Annotated in this window: 18 protein-coding genes; 7 read left to right on the top strand and 11 right to left on the bottom strand. The window is 41.0% G+C overall.

Annotated features, from left to right (window positions below; translation table 11 throughout):
- Window positions 1-111, top strand: a 111-nt coding sequence (locus EKM76_RS10690) for an IS3 family transposase (protein WP_164507640.1), incomplete at its 5' end; no start/stop codon positions are given.
- Window positions 112-174: 63 nt separating this feature from the next.
- Here the strand turns inward: EKM76_RS10690 and EKM76_RS10685 are convergent.
- Window positions 175-555 carry a VOC family protein gene (locus EKM76_RS10685; RefSeq protein ID WP_125550653.1) on the bottom strand — a complete coding sequence of 127 codons (381 nt, stop codon included), beginning with the start codon at window positions 553-555 and terminating at the stop codon, window positions 175-177.
- A gap of 253 nt (window positions 556-808) precedes the next feature.
- Between EKM76_RS10685 and EKM76_RS10680 the strand changes: the two genes are divergently transcribed.
- The 4 genes from EKM76_RS10680 (at window position 809) to EKM76_RS10665 (ending at window position 3,783) form a co-directional block, all read left to right on the top strand.
- Window positions 809-2,182 carry an NAD-dependent succinate-semialdehyde dehydrogenase gene (locus tag EKM76_RS10680; protein ID WP_125550652.1) on the top strand — a complete coding sequence of 458 codons (1,374 nt, stop codon included), beginning with the start codon at window positions 809-811 and terminating at the stop codon, window positions 2,180-2,182.
- Between the two features lie 88 nt (window positions 2,183-2,270).
- A complete protein-coding gene (locus EKM76_RS10675) occupies window positions 2,271-2,813 on the top strand; it encodes a dihydrofolate reductase family protein (RefSeq protein ID WP_125550651.1) in 543 nt (180 codons plus the stop codon).
- A 169-nt stretch (window positions 2,814-2,982) separates the two neighbouring features.
- Window positions 2,983-3,369, top strand: coding sequence for an iron-sulfur cluster biosynthesis family protein (locus EKM76_RS10670; protein WP_125550650.1), 387 nt, complete (start codon window positions 2,983-2,985; stop codon window positions 3,367-3,369).
- 69 nt (window positions 3,370-3,438) lie between these two features.
- Window positions 3,439-3,783: a hypothetical protein gene (locus EKM76_RS10665; RefSeq protein WP_125550649.1), complete on the top strand. Its 345-nt coding sequence runs from the start codon at window positions 3,439-3,441 to the stop codon at window positions 3,781-3,783.
- 832 nt (window positions 3,784-4,615) lie between these two features.
- Here EKM76_RS10665 and EKM76_RS10660 read toward each other — a convergent pair.
- The 3 genes from EKM76_RS10660 to EKM76_RS10650 form a co-directional block, all read right to left on the bottom strand.
- Entirely contained in the window at window positions 4,616-5,293 is a 678-nt protein-coding gene (locus tag EKM76_RS10660; RefSeq protein ID WP_125550648.1) for a Crp/Fnr family transcriptional regulator, read from the bottom strand.
- 68 nt (window positions 5,294-5,361) lie between these two features.
- A complete protein-coding gene (locus EKM76_RS10655) occupies window positions 5,362-6,204 on the bottom strand; it encodes a CPBP family intramembrane glutamic endopeptidase (RefSeq protein WP_125550647.1) in 843 nt (280 codons plus the stop codon).
- 141 nt (window positions 6,205-6,345) lie between these two features.
- Window positions 6,346-7,419 carry an LCP family protein gene (locus EKM76_RS10650; RefSeq protein ID WP_125550646.1) on the bottom strand — a complete coding sequence of 358 codons (1,074 nt, stop codon included), beginning with the start codon at window positions 7,417-7,419 and terminating at the stop codon, window positions 6,346-6,348.
- A gap of 180 nt (window positions 7,420-7,599) precedes the next feature.
- Here EKM76_RS10650 and EKM76_RS10645 point away from each other — a divergent pair, with 180 nt between their 5' ends.
- A complete protein-coding gene (locus EKM76_RS10645; protein ID WP_125550645.1) occupies window positions 7,600-8,139 on the top strand; it encodes a biotin transporter BioY in 540 nt (179 codons plus the stop codon).
- A 69-nt stretch (window positions 8,140-8,208) separates the two neighbouring features.
- Here EKM76_RS10645 and EKM76_RS13865 read toward each other — a convergent pair whose 3' ends face one another.
- Together EKM76_RS13865 and EKM76_RS10635 are read right to left on the bottom strand one after the other, a co-directional pair.
- On the bottom strand, window positions 8,209-8,385 hold the full coding sequence (locus EKM76_RS13865; RefSeq protein ID WP_404802984.1) for a hypothetical protein: 177 nt from the start codon (window positions 8,383-8,385) through the stop codon (window positions 8,209-8,211).
- Between the two features lie 51 nt (window positions 8,386-8,436).
- Window positions 8,437-9,390, bottom strand: a complete 954-nt coding sequence (locus tag EKM76_RS10635) for a zinc-binding dehydrogenase (protein ID WP_125550643.1) — start codon at window positions 9,388-9,390, stop codon at window positions 8,437-8,439.
- 400 nt (window positions 9,391-9,790) lie between these two features.
- Between EKM76_RS10635 and EKM76_RS10630 the strand changes: the two genes are divergently transcribed.
- Complete coding sequence (locus EKM76_RS10630; RefSeq protein ID WP_125550642.1) at window positions 9,791-10,198, top strand: DUF1648 domain-containing protein; 408 nt, start codon at window positions 9,791-9,793, stop codon at window positions 10,196-10,198.
- A 52-nt stretch (window positions 10,199-10,250) separates the two neighbouring features.
- On the opposite strand, the gene EKM76_RS10625 is transcribed toward EKM76_RS10630, so the two are convergent.
- Genes EKM76_RS10625 through EKM76_RS10605 form a run of 5 tightly spaced genes read right to left on the bottom strand, consistent with a single transcriptional unit; the run spans window position 10,251 to window position 13,524 of the window.
- Window positions 10,251-10,676 carry a PTS sugar transporter subunit IIA gene (locus tag EKM76_RS10625; protein ID WP_125550641.1) on the bottom strand — a complete coding sequence of 142 codons (426 nt, stop codon included), beginning with the start codon at window positions 10,674-10,676 and terminating at the stop codon, window positions 10,251-10,253.
- Between the two features lies 1 nt (window position 10,677).
- On the bottom strand, window positions 10,678-11,499 hold the full coding sequence (agaD, locus tag EKM76_RS10620) for a PTS galactosamine transporter subunit IID (protein ID WP_125550654.1): 822 nt from the start codon (window positions 11,497-11,499) through the stop codon (window positions 10,678-10,680).
- Window positions 11,489-12,301 (bottom strand): PTS galactosamine transporter subunit IIC, encoded by an 813-nt coding sequence (gene agaC, locus EKM76_RS10615; RefSeq protein WP_125550640.1) that lies wholly within the window; start codon window positions 12,299-12,301, stop codon window positions 11,489-11,491. The genes agaD and agaC overlap by 11 nt, the downstream gene beginning before the upstream one ends.
- A 1-nt stretch (window position 12,302) precedes the next feature.
- On the bottom strand, window positions 12,303-12,785 hold the full coding sequence (gene agaB, locus EKM76_RS10610) for a PTS galactosamine transporter subunit IIB (protein ID WP_125550639.1): 483 nt from the start codon (window positions 12,783-12,785) through the stop codon (window positions 12,303-12,305).
- A 19-nt stretch (window positions 12,786-12,804) separates the two neighbouring features.
- A complete protein-coding gene (locus tag EKM76_RS10605) occupies window positions 12,805-13,524 on the bottom strand; it encodes a GntR family transcriptional regulator (protein ID WP_125550638.1) in 720 nt (239 codons plus the stop codon).
- Window positions 13,525-13,789: the final 265 nt, after the last annotated feature.

The raw sequence follows: 13,789 nt of genomic DNA, 5'->3' as shown, positions 1-13,789 counted from the left end.
CTTAAAACAGTCTCAGAGGAATATATTTACTGGTTTAATCACCAAAGGATTTCCTTGAAAACAAAAGGTATGTCCCCGTGTGAATACCGAGAACATACCTTAGCAGCGTAGAAATATTTACTTTTGTCTAACTTTTGTGTTGCACTTCATGAAATACGCTGAATGGGAGCTTTTTTAGATCGTGATTTCGATTTGATTGCCTTCGGGATCCAGGATGACACTTTCATAATAGCCATCCCCCGTCGTTCGTGGTCCACTAGCCACCTGATAGTCTGCCGCCGCCAGCTTGGCCGTCAGCGCATCGACTGCTGCCGAATCACCGACACTAAACGCTAGATGCGTGTAACCTTGCATTAATTTATCCGGGTGTTCGTTAACATCGGGGCGCTGCATAATTTCCAAGCGCGCTTGATCCGCGAAGCTTAGAAAATAAGTTGCTAGATCTGTCCGCGGATTATGGTACTTAGTGCTCGCTTTAGCCGCAAAATAAGTTTCGTAAAAAGTACGCATTTTTTCTAGATCATCAACGTATACTGCTATATGCGAAATTTTCATTGAATCACGCCCCATTATTAATTTTTATTGTGCTCGCTATGAGTTAATCATCACAAGTGTAACCGATATCATAAAAGTTTACCAGCCGCACGCCTGATAGACCAATATATAATCATCTACACCAATATCCTGTTAAGCTTAGCTTGATCATGTGAATAATAAAACTATACCACTTAAAAATAATTACCTATATTAGTTGAATCCGCTTACTAAAGTCACTATAATCGAGGTTATATGAAAGGGAGGTTACACAATGGCATATCAATCAATTAATCCGTACTCGAATGAAGTTTTGAAATCATACCCTGACGCAACTGACGCTGAGCTTGATCAAGCGTTGGCTGCTGGCGATAAATTATATCATCAATGGCGTAATGATGCGGTTTCAACACGGGCACCTTATTTGAAGAAAGTTGCTGAACTGTTACGGGCGGAAAAACAAGAATTAGCAACAATTATGACCAAGGAAATGGGTAAATTGATCAGCGAGGCTGACGCTGAAGTTGATCTTTGTGCCGATATCGTTGATTACTACGCTGACAACGCTGCGGCGCTTTTAAAGCCAGTTCCATTAAAGACTGACGCTGGCGCTGCTTACTATGCTAAGCAAGCGACTGGGGTTATTTTTGCAGTTGAACCATGGAATTTCCCACTGTATCAAATCGTGCGTGTCTTCGCGCCAAACTTTATGGTCGGTAATCCAATGATTCTCAAGCATGCTTCCAACACCCCTGGTTCAGCTGATGCGTTCGATAAATTAGTTCAAAAAGCTGGCGCACCAGCTGGTAGCTTCAAGAACTTATTCGTTAACTACGATCAAGTTGCTAAAGCGATCGCAGATCCACGGGTCAGCGGTGTTGCTTTAACTGGTTCCGAACGTGGCGGTAGCTCTGTTGCTAAAGAAGCCGGCGCTAATTTGAAGAAATCAACCATGGAGTTAGGTGGTAACGATGCCTTTATCGTGCTCAATGACGCTGATTTCGACCTTGTTAATCAGGTATCCACGCAAGCGCGGTTATTTAACGCGGGCCAAGTCTGCACCTCATCTAAACGCTTTATCGTTTTAGCTGAGCATTACGATGAATTCCTTGAAAACTTAAAAGTTGGTTTTGCAGCGGTCAAACCTGGCGATCCGTTAGCTAAGGACACGACTTTAGCCCCATTATCTTCCAAACGCGCTAAAGAAAAATTAGTCGGCCAAGTTAAAAAAGCCGTCGACGGTGGCGCTAACGTTTACTTTGGCAATCAACCAATTGACTTACCTGGTCAATTCTTCCCACCAACGATTTTGACTGACGTGACTAAAGACAACCCAATTTACAATGAAGAAATGTTCGGCCCAGTTGCCGTAGTTTATAAAGTCGACAACGAGGACGAAGCAGTAGCTTTAGCCAATGACTCTAGTTATGGTCTAGGCGGCTCTGTCTTCTCGAAGAATCCTAAACATGCGGCTTATATTGCCGAACGTGTCGAAACTGGGATGTCCTTCGTCAACTCCAGCTGGTTATCCTTACCAGAATTACCATTTGGCGGTGTCAAGAACTCCGGTTATGGTCGTGAATTAAGCGACCTTGGCCTTAATGCCTTCGTTAATGAACACTTAGTCATTGACGCTACCGACAAATAATGCGCTACTAACGATCTGTCACTTTGACGGACCGTTTTTTTATCGGTACGATCACAAATAGATACTTTTAAATATAAGGAGGCTTAAAATGCCAAAAAAAGTAATTCTCCAACTCGCCATGACCGTTGACGGTTATATTGCTGATGAAAATGGTAGCGTTGACTGGATCGACCAAACAGTCGGCTTTGATCTTGATTGGGGTTATGAACAGTTCATGGCCGGTATTGACACGATCGTTATGGGCGCAAACTCCTATCATGACGCGCTAAAATTAAGTTCCACCTTTCCCTACGCCGAGAAAGAAAATTATATTATGACGCATCAGGCACAACCTGATTTGCCAAAACGTCATTTCGTCAATAGTGACGTGGTTGAACTCGTGCAGCAACTACGCCAAGCCAGTGGTAAAGCAATCTGGATCTTCGGTGGCGGCTCAGTGATCCAACCACTGATCGAGGCTGACTTGATCGATGAGTATCAACTGTTCACTGCTCCAGTAATTCTAGGACGCGGTACCCCGCTTTTTGGTCATCGCACACGGCCGCTACTATTGCAGTTAAAAACAACGACTGTTTTCGGCCCTGGTGTGATGGTGACCTACGAACGTAAACAGATCAAAGCGCCAGACTAAACCGTTTCATCAATAAACTATATTGGCGGACAAAAAAATTGTCAGATCAGCTTAAACGCACTATACTTAAACCGATTTCAAATTTAAGCAAAATATGCCATAATATCGTTAATTATTAGCATTTTTTTGCTAATGATCTATCCAATCTTATGAAATAGAGGTGAGTTTCATGCAAATTCATTTTGATGATGCTGCGGCTGCTAAAATTAAATCACATTTGGCGCCTGGCAAAAAACTATTATTGACCTTTGAAGATGGTGTCGGTCCTTATTCTCAGCACGCAATGATTCATATGCAGGTCCAATTCTCAATTAATATTATTGACGCCACGATGTCAATTGAAGGCTATGACCAAACGATCACAAGTAATCTAGGTGATTTCCTAGTCAAAGGTTACTCAATGGACAGTTTGGACGAAAATATGGCGGTTCATCTTAATACGAGTTTAAATACGCTTAGTTTATCTGGTGACGGCGGCTTGATTGATAACAACCTGGGCTTCATTGATTTCACTGAACCTGACAATGAAGGACTTAAAGAAAACCCAGCGCGTTAGTATCGCGCTGCCCGTAAAATAAATAACCATTGTTGGCAACGTTTGTGTTTGTAAGGGAGGGCTACGACAATGCTTGATGTTTCTGATTCACTTAACCGATTGGCTTGGACGACAGAACACCACTATCGGCACATTGCTGCACAGCATGATTTTATGCGCGCCTGGGCAGTTCAGTTTGAATTAAGCTACACTGATTTTCGAGTAGTCCAAATGGCGCTGCAGCTTGCGCAAGATCAGCACGAATTATTGGTACGTTTTACTGGCGTTTACGACACTGTTTATCAGTATGAGTATGAATTTGCAGCTAATGGTTTAGCAGCTTTTAACGCTAAATATGGCACTCAGATGGCTACCTATCGTGTTGCTACCGAGAATTTACTTGAACTGATCAAAGAAATTCAAGCACTAAAATAAGCCTGCATTGAAATGCAGACTTACCGCCGAGAGTGGGACATAATGAAAATAGCTTTTGCTAAAGTTTAGCTGTAGTACTAACACGTAAGTCAATCTAGTTTAGTTCCATTCCGGCACTAGCGTATGGAACGCGTGCGACTTGAACTTGGCGGTTTCTGCCTTAGTTCAATCGACAACGGGAAGCAGGTTCTGTTTAGCAAATAAGTACTAATTGAGATACTTGTCGAACTTAGTTGTTAAGAACGAGCAACAGTGGCGCGTTGGCAAGCTAATTTTATTTCCAATTAAACCATCGGAAAAGAAAATGGATCTTGCCAATCGCGCATGGTACTAGGCGACCATAAATCGGTCACCAAGTACCATCGACACAGCTGCGACTTGGACTTGCCGTATTTCGGCAATAGTCCAATCGACAACGGGAAGAGCGTTCTGTTTAACGAATAAGTGTTAAATTCAATACTTGCTAAGCAGTGTTGATAAGAAAGAGCGACAGTGATACGCCAGCGCCTCCATTTCACCTTGGCAGTTTTAAATCACTATTTCATGAATTAGTTTAATCGTCTTAGCTGGTTCAATTAAGATTAATCAATAATTGTTAGAGACTCGCAGTTTTAAAGTTAAGTTATATGCGCATAAAAATGCCGGTAAACAGTTGAAAGGCTGTTTTACCGGCATTTTCGTATTCTGATTATCACCAGCTTTGTCTCTTAAACAATCAATAGTTGAATGTCCAACCGTTGCCTGCTGAAATGGAACCAAATAAATCTGCCTACGAGTTGATAGGTCAGCCATACTTAAGAAAGAACCAGAAAAATTATGTCCCACTCTCTTTTTATTCCACCATTGCCAATCGATCTGCGTCTAAAATACGAAAATGATTGACGGATAATTTCTCAATTAAGCCATCATCGGTAAATTCGCGAAACTTACGACTGATCGTTTCCGGCGTTGTGCCGAGATAGCTAGCAATATCTTTTTTCTTCAGTGGTAACTTAAAATCATCTAATTTTTCGCCAGCGGTTTCCAATAAATAATTAGCTAACCGTTCTTCAATTGAAGCAGTCGTGGCTTGCGTTGATTGCTCCGCAACGTTGGCCAAGCGCTGACCAAAAGTATTTAAAATGTTCAAGGCCAATTGTGGCGATGTTTGTAATTGTTGCTGAAAATCTTGGCGGCGGATCATGCAAATATCTGTGGCGGCTAATGCAGTACCAAAGTTCTGCCGCGTGCTGGTCGTAAATAAAGCTGCTTCACCGTCAAAATCGCCAGGATTTAGTAGATACAGTAGCTGTTCTTTACCGTTTGCCGCAATTTGCGTGATCTTCACTTGCCCACCAGCCACGATCATCAATGATTCTACTGCGTCGCCTGCTGCAAACAAGCTTGTACCTGCAGCAAAGTGACGTTGCTGCACTAGTGGTGCAATTTCAGCTCGTTCGGCATCAGACAACGTTTGAAAAATCGGCACTAATTTAATGCATTGTGCTGCATGCTCCGCGTCATGTACCATGATTTTCGCCTCCGTTTAGATTTTAACCTTATTATAAGCCTAAAGTGTGCTAAAGGAATTGATTTGGATCAAGAATTACTTATTTTTGGTCGCTGGATCTCCCACCAGACAAAACCGGCAATTGCGATCAGGAGTACCAACAAAACAACAAAGCCACCTTCAAATCCAAATGTACCGCCATTGATCAAGTCAAAGCCAAGATGAGACGTGGTTTTTAAAACTAATGCGTCACTGACGCCGCCGGAAACGGGAACACCAAATAAAGGTCCCTCGGCAAAATTCCATGCACTATGAAACGCAACTACCACCCATAAATTATTGAAGCGTAGCCGTAGCAGCGATAAAAGCACGCTAAAAGCAATTAAGTTAATAAACGCCAACAAATTGATTCCCGTATTCATCAAGTGTAATGCCGCAAAAATCAATGAATTGACTAGGATGGCCACAGAGGTACGTTCAGTCTTAAGTAATTTACCTAGCATATAGCCGCGTGTCAATAATTCTTCGCTGAAACCTTGAATAATATAGCCAATAAATAGCACTAGCAACCAGGGCCACATTTTAGACTGCATCACCGGATGAACCGTTGCCGCATTTAACCCTAAGTTGCCTAACCAAACCAAGGTGAAGAAAAATAAACCGGCTAGATAGGCGCCAGAAAAATACCAAAACCAATGCTGTTGCGTAAACGGTAAGACTGCTTCTGGATCGCGCCGCCGATAATAGAAATATAAAAGCAACACTAAAATACCGGTACTGAATAATTGATAGGTCACTGCACCTAACCCATGATTCAGTAGCGGTACCCAGCGCAAAATTAACCGCTGGATCAGTTGGATCAATAATTGTGCCAAAACAAACCAGCCTAGTGCGACTAGCGTTATCTGTATTATCTTTTTAACGTGTTGCATGCTCTTCCCCCATTAATTAAAAGTGTCGAAAGTAACCTTTTAAGACACTCACAATACACTCAAACCTAATACAAGCTATCACTAAGCAACAAAATAAGGCGCCGCAACTAGTTTCGTTTTGGCTCCTTATTCCTGATCGGCCTAGTAAGTTGTATTCGTGTAATACTTCGTAACTGCACCATCAGTATCATAGCTGGTGCTACTCTCATCATTGAAAAACGCTGCATTCAACTTGTTCAAGCGTGTGTTCTGATTGCTCAAAGTCGCCTTAGACAAGCCTAACTGCGTACGTAATGTGTCGGAAACAGATTGCAATGTTTCTGTAGATGGTACCTGATAAGAACTACCATTGATAGTTGCCGATTTTTCAGTTAGTTGCTTTGAAGTAACGTTATCGAGATTACTCCGGTAGTCAGTACCTAACTTTACAGCATCATCCAAAGTAATATCCGTGCGCAAGTACGGTTCCAACGTCTTCATCAGCGAGCTGTACTTTGTGATCCCACTTGGCGTCATTAATTTTTTCAACACCGCCATCATGACCTGCTGCTGCCGCATTTGCCGGCCATAATCACCGCGCGGATCTTCGTAACGCATCCGTGCGTATGCTAGTGCCTGCTTACCATTCAAATGGTGTTTACCTTTAGAGATCGTGGTCCCATCAAAAGTCACATCGATAGCCGTATCGATCGTCACACCATCAACAGCATCAACGACTTTTTCCAATCCACCCATGTTGATCGCTGCATAGTGATTAATGGGTACATTCAGTAATTTCGTCACACTAGCTTTAGCCATTTTAGCCTCACCAATATTATAGGCGGCATTTAATTTTTGGACATTTAATGACTTGGTGCCGACCATTTCTGCCATTGTATCGCGCGCCACACTATAGATCAGCGTTTTATGCGTATTTGGATTGACCGTTACTACCATGATCGTATCAGAATTCCCCCGACTAATACGACCGTCAGCACCGGTATCAGCGCCTAGCAACAAAATTGAAAATGGCTTAGTTTTTTTAATCGTCGTATCTTGTTTACCACCATCATTATCATAAATATTATTTAAAGTCGATCGAGTTTGGTGCCACATCATCCCGAATACGGTCCCCACACCGATCACCAATAAAGCGACAACTGCTAAAGTGATTTTTAGACCTAAATGTTTATGCTTTTTATTATGATGCTGTTCCCGCCGTGAATTCTGATCCATAATTCCCCCAACCTACCTTTTATTAAAATCATTATCATCATTAGTTTACCTGTTTTTAACCTACTTAGCTGTAACTTTTTACAATTTTAAGATTTTTTATTGTTAATTATCGGAAATCATGGTATTTTATAATCAACGTTAACCTAAAAATATAAACGGTTAACAAAAGGAGCATCCCTAATGAAAACACATGACATAACACGTATTGCGGTAATGATCGCGGTGATCATCGTTCTTGGTTACATTCCACCGATTCCGATCGGCTTGATTCCAGTACCATTAGTCCTACAAAACATGGGTATTATTCTAACTAGTTTATTATTAGGTCGTAAAAATGGGAGCTTCGCGGTGGGGCTTTTTGTCATATTAGCGTTTGTCGGCTTCCCAGTATTATCTGGCGGCCATGGTGGCGCTGCTGTTTTTGTTGGTCCCACAGCTGGCTATATTTATGCTTGGTTAGTGACACCTTACCTGCTGGGAAGTTTATTACGCGGCCACACTCATTTAGCGTGGGAGATCAGCGCGACCATTCTAGTTGGCGTTTTGTTTATTAATTTATGCGGCGTCCTGTGGCTCAGCGCGACCACACAGCTAGCGTTATCTAAAGCCTTGATCGCCGGCTTAGTCTTTTTGCCTGGCGACTTACTAAAATCAGGCGTTGCAATTTTGCTACACCAGCGTTTGCGCCGTTTTGATCACTCCACGGTGCCGGAAAAATGAGTGTATCGATCTATGGTCTAAAACTAGACGCCGACGGTCGCTGTCAACATTATCATGGACCGACTGATATTATTGCCAATAAATGCGCACGTTGCCAACAATACTTTGCCTGCTACCAATGCCACGACGCCCTACAGCAACATGAGTTTGTGCCAATATCACTGCCAACTGATGAATACGTTGTTTGTTGTGGTCATTGTCGCCATGAACTAACCTGGTCGCAATACCAAACTGGTGCTTGCCCATTTTGCCAGCGCGCTTTTAATCCAAAATGTACACTGCATCACGCAATTTATTTTACATCGTCAAAATAATCTTACCAACGTGCTCATTAAGTAGCGCTTGATAAGCTTCACGACCTGCACTTAAATCAAATTGTTGCGCAGGCGTCAGCTTAATTTTACCCGCTTGGAAATAACTAAATAGGCGCTGACTACGTTTCAAGCGCGCTTGATTTCCATTTAAGTAGTCCCATAAATCGCCAGTTAATAAGCTTTTTGAGGCACTCAATAGTTTCACTGGATCAAGCGGTGCTGGATCACCCGCCGCCATACCGAAGAAAACCACCTTGCCGCGCGGTTGAACAATTTTAAAACTATTAGCCAGCGTGCTACCGATACCATCATACACCGTGCTAATTGGGGCACCTGCTTGTGCTTGCTGGATCCAATCAGTGGTGCGCAAGAAAACCTGCTGTGCACCTTGCTGCAAAGCTAGCTGGCGCTTAGCTTCATTACCAGTGACGCCGATAACGTGAATACCATCAGCGGTTAACATTTGCGCAAGGATCTGACCGACACCACCGGTCAAGCCATGTACAAACACTGTGGTTCCTGGTTGATCACGACCTAAATCGTGAGCTAAAAAGTCAGCAGTCAACCCTTGTAACGCGATACTAGCCGCTAATTCAAAGCTAACCGTGTCCGGCAAAGGAATCAATTGCGCCGGCTGTGCCACAACGTACTCCGCTTGCGCCAAAGGTACATCAGCAAAAAAGACCCGCTGACCAGCTTGATAATCAGTAACGGCGGCGCCAACTTCAGCGATCACACCAGCACCTTCATAACCGTTAATATACGGTGTGTGTGGTTCGATATGATAATCCCCACGCAAACGATAAATATCCGCAAAGTTCAACCCACACGCTTTGATGGCAACTAAAACTTGATTTGCTTGAAGCTGCGGTCGTGGTAACTCACCGTATTGTAACTGATCTACGCCACCAAATTTTTTAAAAAATAATGCCCGCATCTTGTTCCCTACTTTCTAAAAGCGACTTGCTATTAGCGCACTCACAGCTAGCCTAACCGCATAATGACTAGTTCTGGATGTGTAAAAATGGGTACCCCCGTCGATTATACGCGGCAGTACCCTATTTGATAATGCCCGCGACCTTCTACGCTTATGCCCAAGTATAACAAAAAACCAGCGTATGGGCTTACGCTGGAAAAAGGAGTTGGATTTTTCATTACTTGGGGGGTAATGAAAAAAATTAAGTTTTGGGTTAGGGATTAGGTGGGGTCCTACATCTCTATGTTGTCTACTATACTAACTGAATGTGAATAAAACGTGACGAAACAACTGAATTAAATTGAAAAATTGCTTATAGAAAAGTAAAGACGCTATAATAGTGGCAAAAGGAGTTGATCTGATGACTCAGCACAAAAAACTAAGTTTACTGATTGGTAGCAATACTGTGGTTCAGTGTCTATTATTGATTATTTTTCAACACACACTACCTGAACATATCCCGTCACATTTTAATTTTCTCGGTCAAGCGGATAGTTATGCTTTTGTTAGTAACCCTTTATCGGCCGCACTAGTTATCATCCTATTACTTAACTTCGCCGTTTTTTTCCTAAATTTCGCCAACTTCTTCATTCCATATGTACTACCCACACTAAGTCTTGCTATTGCCTTAACCGCTTGGGTCATTGTTTTACAGCTGATCACACACGCAGCCTGGTTAACGTTGATCCAATTTGGCGCTAATATTTTATTTACATTAGCCATAGTTTATGCCGTTGTCCGTTGGTTGATCAAGTGGCAGGTGAAATAACTAATAAAGCCAGTAACCTTTTAGGGTTACTGGCTTTATTTCACAAAAACATTTAAATTCCGTCTTCGTCGTTTTGTGGTTGTACAACTTGTCGATGTTGGAAAAATTGAGTGCCGGATTGACTAACTTTGACAAATTCTTCAGCAACTTCTTTAATTGATTTTTGTGCCAAGCTGCTTTGATTTAAGCCTAATTCGAGCAAGGATCCAATATTACACCCAGCCACTACAGCAAATTTTTCTTCATCCGTAAAACTTAATTTAGCCGCTTCTTTATATGGTGTTCCACCAACTAAATCACAGAAAAACAAGATATTATCTGAGCCGATCTGCTGCTGAAATTTAGCCGCTAAATCAGTTTCACTCATTTCAACTGTAAAATCAATAAACATTGTATTGGGAATCGAACCGGCCAGTAATTTAATGGTTGATTGTAAGCCACTGGCAAAATTTCCGTGTCCGGTGACAATTATTTTCATATTACAACACTCCCAGCCATGATAGAATAACCGCCAAAACGAAAGTCATTAAAATCAACATAACTGGACTAATATTCTTCTTTTTTAATAACCAATACAGGAAGAACGTATATCCAAGCGGTAAAATATTAGGAAAAATTCGATCCAGGAATTGTGTTTGTAAAGAAATACTATGACCTGCTGTAACATGGATCTTGGTTAACACTGTAATTTGCACATAAGTTGCAATCAAACCACCAATAACAGTACAACCTAATATACTAGCAGCACGAGAAACAATTGCTGAATTTTCTCTGATTTTTGAAATTGCACGCGTACCAGTTGCATAACCTAATTGAGCAATTGGAATACGGGCAAAAAACATTGCAACATAAACTAGGAAAAATACTAATGGTCCAAGGAAACTTCCTTCTTTAGCAAATGAAGCTGTGATACCAGCGACAATTGGTAAAATTGTGAACCAAGTGATCGCATCTCCGATACCTGCTAATGGACCAAATAATGCAATTCTCAGACTATCGATCGTATTCCGCTTTTCACCATGTTCTTCGAGCGATGCCTGTAAGCCTAACAACAAAGGCGCTGCATAATTATTAGTATTAATAAACTGTAGATTAGCAGTCATTGCTTCGCTTAAGCCATCTTTATCATCCTTATAAACTTTCTTAAGTGCAGGCAATGTGGCTAATAACCAGCCACCAGCTTGCATTCGTTCATAATTCATTGCTGATTGCATAAAAAGTGAGCGTATTCCTAATTGTGCGATATCTTTTTTCGTTAACTTACCGCGTTGCGGCGTTTTTTTGCTTTCATCAGATGCCATCTTCGTCATCCCCACTTCCGCCAGCATTTTCTTCAATTAACCGTTTTATTTGTTCTTCGTTTTGACGTTGCCGTTTGCTGCGTGTATATTCAATCAAGGCTAATGCAATCCCAATAACTGCAACCGGCATTAAATTGCCAAACTTGATAAAGCAAGCTGCTGTAAAACCTAATAATAAGTAAGGAATATATTCAGTTTTCAACATACTCTTAAGTAATAGACCAAAACCAACTGCAGGTAAAATACCACCAGCAATCTCAAAACCATGGCTTAACCAGACAGGCATTGAACTAACCAATGCTTTCATTGGTGCTTGAGCTGCATAAACACAAAGAAAAGTAATGACACCGTAAGTCAAGCTGACTATCCAAGTCGGCAAGAGCGCCAACCGAGCAAACCGTTTAGTATCTGCCTGTTCAGCATAAGCATCTAATTTTTTCATAAATACTGAGAACAAAGAATAATAGAATAAAATAATATATTGCATTAAAATACTAAATGGTAGTGCTAAACCAATTGCAGTTGCAGGATTCTTGCCAGTTGCATGAGCAATAACAACCGTCATAATACCTGCCATAACAGGATTAGGTGGCTGTGTCCCACCAACCGGAGTTAATCCAGCAAAAGCTAATTCAGTAAGTCCGGCAGCGATGATCCCCATTTTGACATCACCAAGAATAATACCAGTTACTGTACAAACGATCATTGGTCGGAAAATATAAAAGCCTTCTAACCAAAAATCGATCCCCGCGATAATAGCAAAAATTGAGATCAATATCCCTTGCATTAGTGTGACAGTCATATTAAATCACCTCTTCTAATGGTTGCTTCTTATCTTCAGGTACATCTTGAACAAAAACGTCAACCCCAGCAGCTGCGATCTCTTTTAAAGCAGCCTTATCGGTATCATCCATGTAAACTTTCTTCGTAATCTCTGTTTTCCCTTTAGAAAAATGCATATTACCAATATTTAATTGTTTAATTGGCACGCCACCCTTAACCAAAGTTAAAACATCTTCTGGATTACGAACGACCAAAAATATTTTTTGTCTAGCACTTGCTTTACTGATTGTAGTAATTGTTTTTTGTAAGGTCCAAAATCGGATACCTACGCCTGATGTCTCAGCAGTTGCTGACATTAATTCTTGTTGTAATGGATCAGCGGCTGTATCATCATTAGCAACTAATAATAAGTTAGCACCGATAGAAGATGTCCAAACTACCCCAACCTGACCATGGACTAGACGATTATCAATTCTTGTTAGTACAATATTAGGTTCTCCCATAGCATTTATTCTCCTTACTTTATTCTTCAATCAAAAACATTGGTAAGTTACCAGTTACAATAGCGTCACTATAGTAAACCAATTGTTTTTCAGATTCACCATAAGTTTCGATCCGCATTAGCGGATCACCAACATTTGCATTCAATAATTTACGGTTTTTAGCATTAACTAAACTTGCTGTTGCACTTTTTTTAAAATGAATAGCCACTAAATCATACTTCTTGATCAAAAAAGGCATTAAATTTTTGTCTTGGATCTCGCTAAATCTAATTAGCGGAAAACGATCATAACGTAAATAGATCCGTTCATACATAACTGGTCGTTCATCAGCAAAATATAATTGTGTGAGCGTATAGAAATAATCATCTTCCGTCAGATTTAACTTTGCTCGAATAGCAGTTTCGCTACCATCCACATTAATATTGAAAGACATTAACCGTAATTTAGGTGTCTTTCCCATATTGCTAATGGCACGTTGTGTATCCACGTATTTGACGCCCAATTTTTGGATACTTTGCCTTAAAACAAATGATCCTTGGCCTTGTTTCTTGTAAATATATTGCTTTTGCTCGAGTTCTGCTAGTGCGCGTCTAACAGTAATTCGACTAACTTGATATTGTTCACCAAGTTTTTGCTCTGATGGAAGTTTTTGGTTCTCAGTTAACTGTCCTGATTCAATTCGCTGAATCAAATCGTTTAGCATACTTTGGTACAAAGGTAATGATGGATTACCATACATAGCGGCCACCAACTTGTCATAATGTTATAACAACCACAACTACATTAAAGCACCGTTTATTTTTGATGTCAACGTTTTCAAAAAAATTAAACATAATGCTATTTGTAAGTGATTATTGAGAGTGTCAAATTTTATGTGTAAATAGAAAAGCCTCTCGTCCTTTTTTTAAAACATAGATTCTAATGTGTCTTCAACCATGTTGAATCCCTTATGCACCCGCTGATCAAACTTGTCATTGTAATCCAGAATAACCGTCATCAAGGTT

This window comes from Loigolactobacillus zhaoyuanensis, assembly GCF_003946385.1.
GTDB lineage: Bacteria > Bacillota > Bacilli > Lactobacillales > Lactobacillaceae > Loigolactobacillus > Loigolactobacillus zhaoyuanensis.
This window is presented reverse-complemented; position numbering and strand designations above follow the sequence as displayed.

What these genes read in the sequence shown, in the direction of transcription:
- EKM76_RS10685 (WP_125550653.1), bottom strand. Translation starts at nt 555, where the DNA reads ATGAAAATTTCGCATATAGCAGTATACGTTGATGATCTAGAAAAAATG.
- EKM76_RS10680 (WP_125550652.1), top strand. Translation starts at nt 809, where the DNA reads ATGGCATATCAATCAATTAATCCGTACTCGAATGAAGTTTTGAAATCA.
- EKM76_RS10675 (WP_125550651.1), top strand. Translation starts at nt 2,271, where the DNA reads ATGCCAAAAAAAGTAATTCTCCAACTCGCCATGACCGTTGACGGTTAT.
- EKM76_RS10670 (WP_125550650.1), top strand. Translation starts at nt 2,983, where the DNA reads ATGCAAATTCATTTTGATGATGCTGCGGCTGCTAAAATTAAATCACAT.
- EKM76_RS10665 (WP_125550649.1), top strand. Translation starts at nt 3,439, where the DNA reads ATGCTTGATGTTTCTGATTCACTTAACCGATTGGCTTGGACGACAGAA.
- EKM76_RS10660 (WP_125550648.1), bottom strand. Translation starts at nt 5,293, where the DNA reads ATGGTACATGACGCGGAGCATGCAGCACAATGCATTAAATTAGTGCCG.
- EKM76_RS10655 (WP_125550647.1), bottom strand. Translation starts at nt 6,204, where the DNA reads ATGCAACACGTTAAAAAGATAATACAGATAACGCTAGTCGCACTAGGC.
- EKM76_RS10650 (WP_125550646.1), bottom strand. Translation starts at nt 7,419, where the DNA reads ATGGATCAGAATTCACGGCGGGAACAGCATCATAATAAAAAGCATAAA.
- EKM76_RS10645 (WP_125550645.1), top strand. Translation starts at nt 7,600, where the DNA reads ATGAAAACACATGACATAACACGTATTGCGGTAATGATCGCGGTGATC.
- EKM76_RS13865 (WP_404802984.1), bottom strand. Translation starts at nt 8,385, where the DNA reads ATGGGCAAGCACCAGTTTGGTATTGCGACCAGGTTAGTTCATGGCGAC.
- EKM76_RS10635 (WP_125550643.1), bottom strand. Translation starts at nt 9,390, where the DNA reads ATGCGGGCATTATTTTTTAAAAAATTTGGTGGCGTAGATCAGTTACAA.
- EKM76_RS10630 (WP_125550642.1), top strand. Translation starts at nt 9,791, where the DNA reads ATGACTCAGCACAAAAAACTAAGTTTACTGATTGGTAGCAATACTGTG.
- EKM76_RS10625 (WP_125550641.1), bottom strand. Translation starts at nt 10,676, where the DNA reads ATGAAAATAATTGTCACCGGACACGGAAATTTTGCCAGTGGCTTACAA.
- agaD (WP_125550654.1), bottom strand. Translation starts at nt 11,499, where the DNA reads ATGGCATCTGATGAAAGCAAAAAAACGCCGCAACGCGGTAAGTTAACG.
- agaC (WP_125550640.1), bottom strand. Translation starts at nt 12,301, where the DNA reads ATGACTGTCACACTAATGCAAGGGATATTGATCTCAATTTTTGCTATT.
- agaB (WP_125550639.1), bottom strand. Translation starts at nt 12,785, where the DNA reads ATGGGAGAACCTAATATTGTACTAACAAGAATTGATAATCGTCTAGTC.
- EKM76_RS10605 (WP_125550638.1), bottom strand. Translation starts at nt 13,524, where the DNA reads ATGTATGGTAATCCATCATTACCTTTGTACCAAAGTATGCTAAACGAT.